Origin of the sequence: Steroidobacter flavus, from assembly GCF_042651805.1 — a bacterium.
Taxonomy (GTDB): domain Bacteria; phylum Pseudomonadota; class Gammaproteobacteria; order Steroidobacterales; family Steroidobacteraceae; genus Steroidobacter; species Steroidobacter flavus.
Map to the genome: position 1 here is coordinate 1,190,249 of NZ_JBHSDU010000003.1, position 15,599 is coordinate 1,205,847.

Annotated in this window: 6 protein-coding genes; all 6 read right to left on the reverse strand. The window is 62.7% G+C overall.

From position 1 onward, the window contains the following. Window positions 1-25 precede the first annotated feature (25 nt). Window positions 26-3,133, reverse strand: a complete 3,108-nt coding sequence (locus tag ACFPN2_RS10780) for a TonB-dependent receptor domain-containing protein (protein ID WP_380596609.1) — start codon at window positions 3,131-3,133, stop codon at window positions 26-28. Between the two features lie 345 nt (window positions 3,134-3,478). Beyond that, the gene (locus ACFPN2_RS10785) at window positions 3,479-5,308 is read right to left on the reverse strand and encodes a 2OG-Fe(II) oxygenase family protein (protein ID WP_380596610.1); all 1,830 of its coding nucleotides are present in this window, start codon (window positions 5,306-5,308) and stop codon (window positions 3,479-3,481) included. Window positions 5,309-5,363: 55 nt separating this feature from the next. Next, window positions 5,364-11,153: an excinuclease ABC subunit UvrA gene (gene uvrA / locus ACFPN2_RS10790; RefSeq protein WP_380596611.1), complete on the reverse strand. Its 5,790-nt coding sequence runs from the start codon at window positions 11,151-11,153 to the stop codon at window positions 5,364-5,366. A 274-nt stretch (window positions 11,154-11,427) separates the two neighbouring features. Next, window positions 11,428-13,347: a M48 family metallopeptidase gene (locus ACFPN2_RS10795; RefSeq protein ID WP_380596612.1), complete on the reverse strand. Its 1,920-nt coding sequence runs from the start codon at window positions 13,345-13,347 to the stop codon at window positions 11,428-11,430. 25 nt (window positions 13,348-13,372) lie between these two features. After that, window positions 13,373-13,954, reverse strand: coding sequence for a LemA family protein (locus ACFPN2_RS10800; protein ID WP_380596613.1), 582 nt, complete (start codon window positions 13,952-13,954; stop codon window positions 13,373-13,375). 223 nt (window positions 13,955-14,177) lie between these two features. Further along, on the reverse strand, window positions 14,178-15,461 hold the full coding sequence (gene aroQ, locus ACFPN2_RS10805; RefSeq protein WP_380596614.1) for a gamma subclass chorismate mutase AroQ: 1,284 nt from the start codon (window positions 15,459-15,461) through the stop codon (window positions 14,178-14,180). Window positions 15,462-15,599 lie beyond the last annotated feature (138 nt).

Genomic DNA, 15,599 nt, shown 5'->3' on the forward strand with positions numbered 1-15,599 from the left:
CGGATCGAAATCGATCCAATACTGCTTAGAAGCCGACCGAGATCTGACCGAAGATGCGCCGGCCGATCACGTCGTAGGTCGACGGATCGGTACCGGACTGCACGTTCGGAGAGTACGCGGGTGGCTGCTTGTCATTCACGTTGTTGACGCCGATGCGGAGCATGGACTTTTCCATGAACTTCCAGCTGGCCGACAGATCCAGGTAAGCGATCGAGGGCACGCCCTTGAACGTCTCGCCGGGGAACTGCACGGCTGCGCGGTTCTCCATGTCGCCGATCCAGCGCAGGCGAGCACTGAAAGCGAACGGCCCGATGGCGTACTGACCCGTGAGGTTGGCACGCTGCTCGGGGAAGCTCGTGCCCAGGCCCGCGCCGAAGTACGAGATGGTGCCCGCATAATCGATCGCCGGCAGACCCGGACGATCCGACTGCTTGAACGACAGCAGGTAGTTGTACGCCAGATTGACGCCAAGCTCGCCCTTCGGCAGGCCGACGCTGTAGTTCAACTGCATGTCGATACCGTCGGTCTTGATCGAGCCGCCGTTGATGCCCGGGAACACGCCGTCGTCGGTGTCGACAGAATCCACACCGAGCACGTCGCCACCGCCGCGCACGATGCCCGCGCAGAACGGATTGGTTGCACTGTAGGTCGGGTTGTCGCCGTAATAGTTGTAGCAAGCTGCCACATAGATGTTCGGCGACGGATCGATGATCGGATCGGAGATATCGATGCTGTAGTAGTCCAACGAACCCTGCAGGCCAGCCAGCGCACCTTCCCAAGGAGAAGTGAACACCAGGCCCACCGTGACGGTGTCCGCGGTCTCCGGTTCCAGATCGATGTTGCCCGCGGTCGTGATCGAGATCTGGTTACCCGGGGTCTGCACGTAGCTGTTGACGGTTGCGTTACCCGGGCCACGAGTCACACCGGTGGCGACACACAGCTCACGCATCGCATCCGCATCCGGACCGGTGCGCTTGGCCGTGGTGGCCGAGCAGGGATCGAAGTACTGAGGTGCCGAACCGCCACCATCGAACAACTCGTCGAAATTCGGCGCACGCACCGCGCGCTGATACGACGTGCGCACACGCAGACTGTCGACCGGCACCCAGCTCAGCTCGACCTTGTAGGCGTTCGAGTTCTGGCTGTCGCTCTTCAAGTCGGCGATCTCGTCCTCGAACTCGCTCTGCGAAAAGCGATAACCGAGGCTCAGCTCGAGCGACTTGGCCGCCGGCGCATCGCTCACCAGCGGAATCAGGGTCTCCAGGAACAAGTCCGTGAAGTTGTTGTTGCCCTTGGCGGGGTTCTGCGCATTCAGGCCCGACACCGGGCCCGAGCTGTTGCCCGGATCGAAGTCGTAATCGAACCAGCGACCTTCGGCACCGACCACCAGCGACATCGGACCGGCCGGCAGCTGAGCGATCTCACCGGTGACGAAGCCCTGCACGATGCGCTGTTTGAACTCGGTTGACAGCACCGTCGGAGGCACAGTGATGTAGTCCGCGCAATCCGCCGACAGCGGATTGCGACCGAAGAAGTCCAAACCGCCGTCGCACACACTGGCGCCGCTGTCGTTCATCGCGACCAGATCGATCACGCGCTGCGTATCGATGTTGCCGGTTTGCGTTTCGGTGATCTCGGTCTTGCCTTGCGACGCATAAGCTTCCCACTTCCAGCTGTCGCCGAACAACGGGCCGCGCGCACCGACCGTGTATTGCAGAACTTCGTTGTTATATGCCGACTGACGCAGGCCCGTGGTGAGCGTACGCGTGCGGATCATGATGGGCTGAGCGGCGGGAGTGAGGTAATCGATGAGGTTGGGATCGCCTTCGAACCGGCCCGTATCGGCATTGAAGGTACCCCTACGCTGAGCCAGCAGCCTGCGCAGATCATCCGGAATGGTCTGATTGTTCAGTGGGATGACCAAGTTGTTGTTGACGGTACGAGTGGGCCGTACCAATGATGAGGTCGCCTGAATCGCGGATGCCTCGCCGGGCGCTCTGGTGCCCACCGTCGGGAACGGAGTCGGCGCCAAAGCGGTGACTGAGTCGTACTCCGTGTAGCCGGCACTGGCGAACACTTCCACGCCGCCGTCGAACTCGAACTTGAACTTGCCCATCCCCGACTTGCGCTCCAGCGGCAGGGTCAGGATGTTGACAGCGTCGAAGTTGTACGAATACAGGTCCGGGAACAGGTTGGCGTTGATGTTGAGATCGTTCGGATAGCGAAAGTTCGCCACGTCGCGCGGGCTGTTGAACACGCCGCGCGAGAACAACGATCCATCGGTGTTGAAGCCGATGATGCTCGGGGTCACGTAGCCCGCCGGGTTGCTGCCATAGGAGGCCTGGCCGAACAGCGCGTCGATCTCCGTCTGGTCCGGAGGGTTGGCACCTGGAATGTACAAGCCTTCCGGCAGATACGAAGTCGTCGAAGTCGCCTGCGCCGCGAAGTCGCGCTGGCTCTTGATCATGCCTTCGCGCTTGGAATAATCCGCGCCGATCACGAAGTTGCCGCGACCGTCCGCGAAGTTCATGCCGCCGAGACCGGAAACCTGATACTCCTCGGCGTCCCAGTATTCGGTGCTGTTGGAGAAGTTATAACGAAAGTCGACGCCTTCGTAGTTCTCCCGCAGCTTGATGTTCACCGCGCCCGCCACCGCGTCCGCGCCGTACACCGCGCCGGCGCCGCCGGTCACGATCTCGATGCTCTCGATCAGCGCCTGCGGAATGGTGTTCAGGTCGACCGTCATGTCGCTCGCCGAAGGCATGGCGCGACGGCCGTCGAACAGCACGATGTTACGGTTGGCGCCCAGGCCGCGCAGGTCGATGTTCGACTGACCGCCGTTACCCGGGTTGTTGGAGGTGGTGCCGCCCGCCGGATTGACCTGCGGCAGCGTGTTCAGATAGGTGTCGAGAGTAACGTCCGCGTTCTCGACAATCTGCTCGGCCGTGCTGGTGATGACGGGGCTGTTGGCAACGTAGTCCTGACGTTGAATGCGTGAACCGGTAACCACGACCTCGGCGACCATGTCCTGGTTTTCCGCGGCCATGATCGGTAACGAGTGCGCGGCCGCTGCCGCAAAACCCGTCCACAGCGCGTACTTCACCGCGCGCCGAATCGAAATATTCGTCGACATTAGAATGCTCCTCCTGCGAGAGGGTTTTAATTAGCTCCTGACCGGCACCCGTCAGTTGCAGTTTCGGGGTGCCGGCTACGCTCCCTTCCTGGGCCGCAGCGATGGATAATTCACAACTATCGACCCAAGCGTGGCTCCGAGCATACAGCTGCAAAATCGGCAAAGGAAGTACAACTGTGCGTGATCGTCCCGACTCGGGCACGCGCGCAATCTCCATGAAATCGCCGGCATTTACGCAGGCGACCGCGTTGTGACCTCGGGCCGCGCACCGCTTCGGGGAATGTATACACGTTGCCGGCTCACAACAGCGCGTAAGGCTGGTGGCGCCTGTGTTGTTTGCTGTATTCAGGCGGTGCTGGGAAGCACGTCGGCGCCGACGGTGACTCGAGGCTCGTCCGTGGATATAGGCATGGTTCCGTGCCACATGTAGGAAGGAAACAATATCAACATTCCCGCCCGAGGTTGAATCATTCGTTCCGCGTCGACGCCGGGCGTAGAGTAACGCGGTTCTCCGAATTTGATCCAGCCGCTGCGCGCGACCACGTCGTGCGTGTCCGCCGGCGCATGCACGTAACAAGCCGAGCTCAGCCAGCCCGACGGATGCACATGGTTGAGATGATAACCACCCCGGTGCAGACGGATCGACCAGCATCCTGACAGACGCGCTTCGCCGTGATTGCGGGACAAGAGCGGATGATCCGCGGATTGCGGTAATCGCGAGCGATATTCAGCAATTGGCGTCGTCAGCAAGTCGAGGAACTCGCGAATCAGCGGATGTGGATCCGCCAACAGACTGCGCGACGTCTGCGCGCCGAAGCGCAGGCTTTGATCGAGCGGATGCATGGCAAGCTGCTGCCGCTCGGCCAGCACGCCCATCAACTCGTCGCAGAACGCTTCAATGGAAGCAAAGCCGTCCGGCCGATCCAGCATCATGGGCACGACGAAACGATCGTAGTCGTAGAGCTCCTGATACCTCGGCAGCCCAAGCATGCGAGCCGCGGTCGCCTCGCAAGCAATGTGTTCCTGATGGAGCGGAGCGAGCGCCCGGGCTCGCTGGATCAGCGGCATTGCTTCGTCGGCACGCCCCAGCGACAGCAAAATCGACTGCAAACAAGTGGACACGTGCAGATAGTCAGGCTGAGCACAAACGGCGGCCTGCGCCGGCGCCAGCGCCTGCTCGGGTATACCGGCGTCCATCGCGGTAAGCGCCAGCCCCATCAACAGCTCCGGTTGTTCGCCACAGTGAGCGATGGCTTCCTGGAACGCCGAGGTTGCTTCGGGCAGCCGGCCGGCATCGCGTAACAAGCTGGCATGGCACAGGTGTAATTGAGAATTGCGCAAATTCCCCGCAACGACGGCGCGCAGACCGCGAGTGAAATCCGCGTCGCCACGCATGAAGCGGAGCTTCGCCAGCCGCGCCTGAGTGTCGACGTGCGCCGGCGCCAGTTGCGCTGCCTGCTCGAACTCGCGCTCCGATTCTTCGAATCGGCCCAGCTGTTGTAAGGCGATGGCGCGATTCAGGCGCACGGCGTGGCCTTTCACCCCGGCCTCGATGGCTCGATCGATTTCGCGCAGGGCCTCGTCGGCTCGTTCCAGCTGCGACAGCAGCGAGCCCAGGTTGTGACGCGCGATTGCGAATGAGGGTCGGCGCGCGAGCGCCGCTCGATAGGCGGCTTCCGCTTCGGAGAATTTGCCCTGACCTTTGAGCGCGGCGGCCAGCTCGGCCCAACCTTCGGCATCGGCCGGCTCATCGTGAACCAGCGCCGCCGCTTCAACCTGCGCTCGAGGATGAGCGCCGGCCGCGTTCAGCGTGCGAATCAATCCCAAGCGGGCCGGTTTGAAACGCGCATCCGCCTGCAACGCCAGTCGATATGTTGTCTCGGCCTCCGCGACGCGCCCGCTCGCACGAAACAAGTTGGCCAGGTTGGCGTGATACTCAGCCCGCTGCGGCTGAAGTTGTACACAAGCGCGTAACAAACGTTCCGCTTCAGTGACATCCCCGAGACCTTTGCGCGCCAATGCCAGCAGCTGCAAAGCTTCGGTCAGCGTCGGCCACTGCGCCAGCAGCCGACTGCAAACATCGGCGGCCTGCGCATGCAGGCCTTGTTGCAACAGGGATTGAGCCTGTTGCAAGCCATGAGCAACCGTCGCGTTGGACGCACCGCTGACTGCCAAGGGGGTTCACGATCTGACCGGCTTCCCGCCGATTGGGATCGAGTATGCCCCACTTTTAGCAAGCGGTGCGACGTCGCTCCAACGCGGGCCTGGCGCCGGTCGCCTGCGCCCGATCGCGCAGAAACTCCTTCAGGATGCGCGCCGTGTGCGACTCGCGAGCCGACCGCAATATGTCATCCGGAGAACCCTGCACGACGACTTTGCCACCTTCGGCGCCACCTTCTGGACCCAGATCGATGATCCAGTCGGCCTCGGCGATCACGTCGAGATCGTGCTCGATGACGACCACGGTGTTGCCGGCGTCGACCAGTCGATGCAAGACGCGGATCAGCTTCTCGACATCGGCCATGTGCAAGCCGACGGTGGGCTCGTCGAGCACATACAGCGTGCCCGGCAGCTTCTCGACCACTTCGCCCGGCTCCGGCGTGCGAAGCATCCTCGACTCCCTGACTTTAGATAGCTCCGTCACCAGCTTGATGCGCTGAGCTTCGCCGCCCGACAGCGTCGGGCTCTGCTGTCCCAAGGTGAGGTAACCGAGCCCCACGTCCTGGAGCAACCGCAGGCAGTGATGAATGCGCGGATGCGCGGTGAAGAAGTCGACCGCTTCGTCGATGCTCATCATCAACACGTCGCCGATGCTTCGACCTTTGTAATGCACGCTGAGCGTGTCTTGATTGAAGCGTCGACCGCCGCAGCTGTCGCAAGACACGCGCACGTCCGGCAGGAAGCTCATCTCGATCTTGCGCATGCCCTGCCCTTCGCAGGCCTCGCAGCGACCGCCGGCGGTGTTGAACGAGAATCGGGAGGGCGTGTAACCGCGCATGCGCGCTTCCGGCGTCTCGGCGAACACTTTACGAATAGCATCCCAGAAGCCGATATATGTCGCCGGGCACGAGCGCGGCGTCTTGCCGATCGGCGTTTGATCCACTTCGAGAATGCGCTCGATCTGTTCCCAGCCGGCAATCTCTTTACAGCCGCGCCATTCGAGCTTCGCGCCCTTGCGACGGCCCAGCGCCGCGCGCAAGTTGTCATGAAGCACGTCGCGCGCCATGGTCGACTTGCCCGAACCGGAAACGCCCGTGACCACCACGAGCCGATCCAGCGGCACCCTGCATGTTTGCTTGCGCAAGTTATGCAGCGACGCGTCTTTCACAACCAGCGCCGGCGCCTTCGGCGTCACCGCACGACGATTACCGATGGGATGTTGTAACGGCTGCGCGAGCAATCGACCGGTGACGGATTCAGGCGAACGCTCCAGCTCTTCCGCTGTACCGGCCGCAACGACACGACCGCCCCGCGTACCCGCGCCAGGGCCAAGATCGAGCACGTAGTCGGCGCGACGAATCGTTTCTTCGTCGTGCTCGACGACCAGCAACGAATTGCCCTTCGCGGCCAGCTTGTCGAGCGTGTCCAGCAGAATGCGGTTGTCACGCGGATGCAGGCCGATGGTGGGCTCGTCCAGGATGTAACACACACCCTGCAGGTTCGAGCCGAGCTGCGCGGCCAATCGAATACGTTGCGCTTCGCCGCCCGACAACGTCGGTGCCGAGCGGTCCAGCGCGAGATAGCCCAAGCCCACGTCTTCGAGGAACGCCAGACGCGAATGGATTTCGGTCAGCACGTCACGCGCAATCTCACCTTCGCGGCCTTTCAGCTTCAGTGTATTGAACTGCTTGCGCATGTCGCCGACCGACTGCGCCGTCACCGTGGCGATGGACTGATCGCGGAAGCGCACGTTACGAGCAATCGGATTGAGTCGCTCGCCCTCGCAGCTTTCGCAAACTTCGGCTTCCTGCTCGAACCATTCGTTCCACCAGATCTCCTCGCCGCTCTGCTCCTCATCGAAGCCGCGGATCTGCAAGCCGGTGCCGTAACAGTCTTCGCACCAGCCGTGCTTGGAGTTGAACGAGAACAGGCGCGGATCGAGCTCGGCGAAGCTCTTCGCACAGGAGGGGCAGGCGCGACGAGTGGAGAAGATCGACAGGCCGGCGTTCGCGGCCAGGGCGGTGCTGCCCTTTGCGGCCTTCTTGGCCACCGGCGCCTTCTTCACCTTCACGCTTTCATCGAGCAGATGAACGACGCCTTTGCCAAAGTCGAGCGCCGTCGTCAGCGCCTCGCGCAGCTCACGCTCATTGCGCGCAGAAACCTGCACGGTCGCGACCGGCAACTCGATCGTGTGCTCCTGGAAGCGAGACAGGCGCGGCCAGCTCTGCGTCGGCAGCAGTTCGCCATCGACGCGCAGATTCTCATAACCCTTCTTCAAGGCCCACGCGGCGAGATCGGTGTAGAAACCTTTGCGTGCCACGACCAGCGGCGCCAGCAGGCTCACGCTCTTGCCTTTGTAGTCGCGACAGATGCGAGCAAAGATGGACTCGAAGCTCTGCGGCTCGATGGGCACGTCGCAATCCGGGCAATACTGAGTGCCGAGCTTCACGTACAGCAAGCGCAGGAAGTGATAGATCTCGGTCAGCGTCGCCACGGTGCTCTTGCGACCGCCGCGGCTGGTGCGCTGTTCGATGGCAACGGTCGGCGGAATACCAAAGATCGCATCGACATCAGGCCGCGATGCCGGCTGCACGAACTGCCGCGCGTACGCGTTGAGCGATTCGAGATAACGGCGCTGACCTTCACCGAACACGATGTCGAACGCCAACGTCGACTTGCCCGAGCCGGACACGCCAGTGACGACAGTGAACTTGTCGCGCGGCAGTTCGACATCGACGTTCTTGAGATTGTGCTCGCGAGCGCCGTGAATGCTGATGACATTCGCTTTGGTCCGATGCGAAGCCGCCAATGGCACGACGGTACGCTGATCGGCGATCTTCCAGCCGCTCTCGACTTCACGCAGCGCTTTGCCGGTGTGCGAGCCCGGCACTTTCATGAGATCCGCCGGCGTGCCGACGGCAATGACTTCCCCGCCTGCCTCACCACCTTCCGGCCCCAGATCGATGAGCCAATCGGACGCAGCGATGACGTCGAGATTGTGCTCGATCACCAGCAACGAGTGGCCGGCCGCGATCAACCGACGGAACGCGCGCAGCAGCTTGGCGATGTCGTCGAAGTGCAAGCCCGTGGTGGGCTCGTCGAATAGAAACAATTTGCCCGGCGTGGCGTCGTCGTCCGACCGCGCCGTTGCGCTCTCCGCCAGGTGACCCGCAAGTTTCAATCGCTGCGCTTCGCCACCCGACAGCGTCGGCACCGGCTGGCCGAGTCGCAGATAATCCAAGCCAACTTCGGCGAGCGGACGCAATGTCGCCAGCACTTCACGCTCGCCGGCAAAGAACTCCACTGCCTCGGACACCGTCATGTCGAGCACGTCGGCGATGCTGCGACCCGGGCCGGGGCCGCGATTCAAGGTGACTTCGAGAATTTCGTTGCGATACCGACGACCGTTACAGTCGGCGCACCGCAGATATACGTCGGACAGGAATTGCATTTCGACGTGCTCGAAACCATTACCGCCGCAGGTCGGGCAACGACCGTTGCCGGAATTGAAGCTGAACGTACCGATCGTGTAGTCGCGCTCTTTGGCCAGCGGCTCGTTGGCGAACAACTTACGGATGGCATCGAACGCGCCGACATAGCTCGCCGGGTTGGAACGCGTGGTGCGACCGATCGATGTTTGATCGACCATGACGACCGCGCTGATGTTCTCCGCGCCCTTGATACCGTCGTGCTCGCCTGGCGCTTCGGTCGGCTTGCCGAAGTGCTTCAGCAGCGCCGGGTACAACACGTCTTGAATCAACGTCGACTTGCCCGAGCCCGACACACCCGTGACGCACACGAGACGCTGCAACGGAATGGAAACGTCGATGCCCTTGAGATTGTGCTGACGTGCGCCCTTCACCGTCAGCGCCGCAGTCGGCGCTGACTGCGCGGCATCCGGAGTCACTTCGCTGACGTGCTTGCGGCCGAGCAAATAATCCGCCGTGAGCGAACGCTCGGCCTTCGCCAATTCAGCGGGCTCACCGAAGAACACGATCTCGCCGCCCTTCTCGCCCGGCCCCGGACCGACATCGATCAGCCGGTCAGCAGCCTGCATGACTTGTGGATCGTGCTCGACCACGACCAGCGAGTTGCCCGCGGCCTTCAGTCGATGCATCACGTTGATCACGCGTCCCATGTCGCGCGGATGCAGACCGATCGACGGCTCATCCAGCACGAACAAGGTATTGACCAGCGACGTGCCAAGCGCCGTCGTCAGATTGATTCGCTGCACTTCGCCCCCGGACAGCGTGCGCGACTGGCGATCGAGCGTGAGATAGCCCAAGCCCACATCGAGCAGATAACCAAAGCGACCGCGGATCTCGCGCAGGACCAGATCGCTCGCTTCGTCCAGCGGTGCCGGCAGCGCCAGGCGATCGAAGAATTGTTTGCAACGGTCGATGGGCAGCAGCATCAGCTCGTGAATGCCGATGCCTGGCAATTCCGCCAGCTGCTGGTCGCTCCATTGCACGCCATTCGGCTTGAACCGCAAGGTGTCGGGCAGCATCGCTTTCGCATCAGCCTTCGTGCCCAGACGCCAGAGCAACGCATCCGTCTTCAAACGCGCGCCATCGCACACCGTGCACGGCGTGTATGCGCGGTACTTCGACAACAAGACCCGAACATGCATCTTGTAGGATTTGGTTTCGAGCCAGGCGAAGAACCGACGGACGCCGTACCACAGCTTGTCTTCCCAGCTGCCCTCGCCTTCGAGGACCCACTGACGCTGCTCTTCGGTCAGCTCGCGCCACGGCACGTCGACGGGAATGTTTCTTTTGCGGGCGTACTTGATGAGATCGTCCTGGCACTCGCGATACGACTCGGTCTGCCACGGACGGACCGCGCCGCCCTTCAACGTTTTGCTTTGATCGGGAATGATGCGGCCGAAGTCGATGCCGATGATGCGACCGAAGCCCCGGCACGACTCGCACGCGCCCAGCGGCGAGTTGAACGAGAACAGGCTGGGCGTGGGCTCGCGATAGTGAATGTCACAATCGGCGCAGTGCAGATCCGACGAGAAGCGCCAGGTTGCCGATGTCGCCGGAGGGGCGGCGTCATTCTCGGCGTTGCGAGCGCCACCGTTCGCCTCCAGCACATGTATCGCGACCCGATCCCGACCGACGCGCAACGCCGACTCGAGCGCTTCGATCACGCGCTCGCGATCGGTGTTGTCGAAGCGGAACCGGTCCTGAATCATTTCCAGCACGACGCCGGCCTGCGGCTCGTCGGCGCTCTTGCGGCCTTTCTTCGCCGCTTTCTTTTTGCTTTTGGCCGGCTCGGCTGCGACGACGTTGGTCGTAATGCGCTGGAACAGACGCGTGTAGCCCTGCTTCTCCAGCAGGCTCAACACTTCAGCCTCGCCGAAATTCGCCGGCACCGGCACCGGGAAGGTGACGATGACGCGCGCGTCGCTGCGGCCCAGTGCTTTCAGGCGTTCGCTCAGTTCAGCATAAATACTCTGCGCCGAATCGCGCTTCACCGGCGCCGAGCACTGGCGGCAGTACACCTGCGCGGCACGCGAGAACAGCAGCTTCAAGTGATCGTTGAGCTCGGTCATCGTGCCCACGGTGGAACGCGATGTACGCACCGGGTTGGTCTGATCGATGGCGATCGCGGGCGGAATGCCGTCGATGCGCTCGACTTGCGGCCGGTCCATGCGGTCGAGGAACTGACGCGCGTACGGCGAGAAGGTCTCGACGTAACGCCGCTGCCCTTCGGCATACAGCGTGTCGAACACCAGCGAGGATTTGCCCGACCCGGACACGCCGGTCACCACGATCAGCTCGCCGGTGGGCAGCTCGAGGTGCAGGTTCTTGAGATTGTTCTGACGCGCGCCACGAATGACGATGGATTGGGACATGCTCACCGGGGGCCAGGGGCCACGAACGCTGTAGGAAAAACGCCAGGCCCGAGGACCGGGCCCGACGAATCATGGAGATGCGGATTGTAAGCGCAGCTTCAAGCGCTCGCTCACCAGGGGGCGCATTCAAGCGCCGAAAGCTGTCAATTGCTGTCTACTTAAGTCGGGATCGGGCATCCTGCCACGACCCTCCTGCGAGTCGGCAAAAGGCGTGACTTTTACCTCTCGCCGCCGCAAGCGGCGGGGTACATCCATGTACCCGGGGTGGCTTTGATTAGCCGTCTATTCCAGGCGTTACCAGCGGCGGCAACGGACAGTGGACCGTCGCGCAGACGGCCCTCAGCAGCTCAGCCTCGCCGAGCGTCAGCTTTTGATCGTGGGTCACGGTCTTGACCAGGGCCTCGACCAGCTGCTCCTTCATGATGGGCGCCAGCTGATCCAGGCGGCTCAGCGCCAGGTCCAGCGGCTGGGCCCAATGCGCCAGATTGACGAACGACGGCCGCTCCCGAGGCAGCAGGTGGTGCACGCCCGCCTCGTAGGCCCGTCGGGCGACCGCCACGTCGGTGTGCCCGTGCTGAGCCAGAACCGAGAACAGCACCTGAATATCCTTCTGTACGGCGCTCAAGGGCAGCTGCCGGGTCCGGGCGACAGGATTCAGGTCGTCGTTCAGATGCACCTGGGCCAGCTTTCGGAGCACATAGGCCTGCAACGAGACCCGACCTTCGCGTTGGAGCATGCCGTTCAACGTCGACATCAACTTCAGGCGCTCGTCGCGACTCAGCTGTCGCAGGGCCGGGATCGCGCGCAACAGGGCCGGCATGCGCTGCTCGGGCTCGAGCCCATCGACGGCGTCCAACAATTGTCCGACGCTCGCCGCGGTCTGAGGCTCGATCTGAGTCGCAATGAATTGTCCCTGCCGCTCTCGAGACTCGGTATTGGTGTCGAGCGCCAGCGCCAACAGCAATGCTCGCGCAGAATTCGGATGAGCGCCGGCGGCGACGATGGCTTCGGGTAACGATTGGCGAATGTCCCGCGCCAGCTGCATATGAACCGTGCCGGGATTGGCGACGAGGCCTGCGACCGCCGCCGCCCCTGGCACATTGATCAGCGACTCCAACCGCTCGGCAGATGTTTGTTTCGGCGTCGCTTGCGCTTTGGCTTGCTCGGCCGCGTTGATCAGCTCCGCCCGGGCACGGTCGAAATCTTTGGAAGTAAAGGTCGGATCGATGGCCTTCAGGCGATCTTCCAACGACGGATGTGTGGCGAAGAACCGGCCCATGCCCGGCGCGAACAGCATGTGCGCGACTTCTTCGACTTCGGGATTGCCGATCCTGGAACCACCGGACAGCGCACCGATTTTCAGCAACGCGCCGCGCAGGCCGGTGGGATCGCGAGTGAATTGCACTGCCGACGCATCGGCCAGCGACTCACGGCTGCGAGACACCGCCGCCTGAATCAACCGACCGAAAAACAATCCGATGTACCCAATGATCAGCACGGCCAGCGCGACCAGCACCACCGGAAACGCCTTCTTGGAATCGCGACCGCCGGAACCGAACCGGAGCACGATGCGCCCGATCATCGCAATCGCCAGCAAGCCGAACAGCAGCCCCATCAGGCGAATGTTCAGTCGCATGTCGCCATTCAAGATGTGACTGAACTCGTGCGCGATCACGCCTTGCAGCTCAGTGCGATTCAACGTCGTCAACGTGCCACGTGTGACTCCGATCGCCGCGTTCGCCGGATTGTGGCCGGCTGCGAAGGCATTGATGCCTTCCTCGTGCTCGAGCAGATACACCTCGGGCATGGGCACGCCCGAAGCAATCGCCATTTCTTCGACGACGTTGAGCAAGCGACGCTGCTGTGGATCGGTGGTGTCCGGCGAGACGCGCACACCGCCGAGCGATTTCGCGACCACACCGCCGCCACCGCCGAGCACCACGGTCTTGTACAGACTCGCCAGCCCGATGATGCCCAGGACCACCAGGGTCGTAATCATCATCGTGCCTGGATTGGCGCTCATCCATTCGCCCATCGCGGGCGCCTCACCGGTCATGTTCTCCTGACCGAGCGAGATCGCGAAGCACACGACGAAGTTCACCGCCGCAACCACCGACAGCACCGCGGCTGCGAACAGCACGACCAGCCATCGCGACATCCGTCGCGATGCTTCCTGTCGCTCGAAGAAGTTCATGGGCCGCGCCCGGCGGAAGTCGGGGTTAGAACTTCACCACCGGCACCGCGCGCTTCTCGGGCGACTCGATTTCCAGCAGCTGCGCCGGCATGAACGAGAACATGTTCGCGACGACACTGTTTGGGAACATCTCGCGAGCGTTGTTGTACGTCATGACCGCATCGTTGAACGCCTGACGGGCGAACGCGACTTTGTTTTCGGTCGACGTCAGCTCTTCCGACACCTGCATCATGTTCTGATTGGCCTTGAGATCCGGATAGGCCTCGGCCAGCGCGAACAGACGACCGAGCGCGCCGCTCAGCGCATTCTCGGCACCGGACAATTGCTGGACGGCGTTGGGATCGCCCGGATTCGCCGAAGCGTTCTTCAAGCCGGTGACCGCCGCGTTGCGAGCCGTGATGACCGCTTCGAGCGTCTCGCGCTCGTGCTTCATGTAGCCCTTCGCGGTTTCCACCAAGTTCGGGATCAGGTCATGACGCCGCGTGAGCTGCACGTCGATCTGCGCGAACGCGTTCTTGTATGCGTTCCGGCCGCCGACCAGCTTGTTGTAGATGGAAATGAAGAAAATCGCGATCAGAACGATGACGATGAAAACAATCCAGCCCATCTGACGACCTCCACGGCGAATGCCGCATCAAAGCATACCCAATGCACCGGGCTCACAGCAGCCTCGCCGGCCAACGGCCGCGAGCGACCGGCAAACGGCGTTCGCCGGTACCGGTCCTGCACATCCCTGCGCCCCCGGGCAGCTCCTGCACGTCCATGTGCCCGCTCCATTTGGGCATCCTGCCCATCACATTCGGGCATCCTGCCCAGCACCGGCCCATGACTCAGTTCACAGCTTCGCGCCTGGCTGCCGCGACCAGCGCGCTCTCCAACCATGCATTGACCGCGCCGGCGGCAATTTGGCCCTGTAACCAGGCATCGACCTGACTGCGAAGTGCTTCGTCTTTCGGCAGCAGCATCGCTTTATCACCGTGAGTGAATGTGGACGGCGTCGCGCGACACAATCGTTTGTCACGACGTGCTTGCAAGTCGACCTCGACGTCATCGGTCACCATCACATCGGCGCGACCATCCGCGACCTCAGTGAAGATCGTGCGATTGTCTGGATGAACGGTGACCTGCGCGTGACTCAGTCGGTCGCGGACAAATTGCTGATTGGTCCCGCCCGGATTCACAACGACGCGCACCTCGGGGCGATCGATTTCTTCGACGGTATCGAAGCGCGCCTCGGTGCCACAGCGAACGATGGGCGTTTTGCCGCCCTGATGATAGGGAATGGAAAACGCCGCCACTTTCGCGCGCTCGGGTGTGATGCTGACCCCGCCGAGCGCCACATCGAAGCGTCCGGTTTGGAAGTCCCGCATCAGCGTGCTCCAGCTCGTGCTCACAAACTGGGGTTGTACTCCCAGCGACTTCGCCAGCGCATCGCCCATCTGGACGTCAGCACCGGAAAGCTCGCCGCCGCGTTCCAGCGTGAAGGGCGCGTAGTCGCCGGTCATGCCGATGCGAAGGACGTTGCTGGCCTTGATGCGCTCGAGTGCCGGCATCGCCGCCGGACGCAACTGACGCACCGCTTTCAGCAGCGCAGCTGAGTCGTCCTTTTGCAGCCCGGGCATCGCGATCTTCGCGGCCTGCGCTTGATAGCGAGCGGCGAAGTCTTCGGTCATCACTTCAGGCAGGGCGAGATAAATCGCTCGCAGCAGCTCGTTGCCCAGACGGTCGAGCTCCGGGCGCAGCTCTTTGCTCAAATCACGCACCGGCTCGTTGACCGGCTTCTGCTGCTTCCAGGTCGCGATGAAATGTTCCTGGACGTCGCGAGCCATGCGGATCTGAAGCGAGAACAGCTCGCGCGCCGACGCGGCATCGATGCCGAGCCGCTGTGCCTGGGCGACGGTTGCGTCCAGCACTTGCTGCTCGCGAGCCGCGTCGGTGACGGGCACGTTATTGGCGTACTTCCAGGCGGCGACCGAGCGCATCAGCTCGAGCCGCTGCTGCATGAGATCGAACACCCGAGCCACTTCCTTCGGCCCGGCAAAATTCGCCGCCATCGCGACGCTGACCGAGAACAGCATCGCGAGCGCCAACAAGATTCGACTGTGCAGTGACATCTCACCCCCTCAAGACGCGGGAATGTAGCACTTCGTGCCACGCGCATGCGCCTCGCCGCCGCAGGCGGCGGGCGCTGACGCATGCTCGACTATCTGTGGCCACCTGTGAGCGGCGGGCCCGGCCAGGCGTGAGAGCGA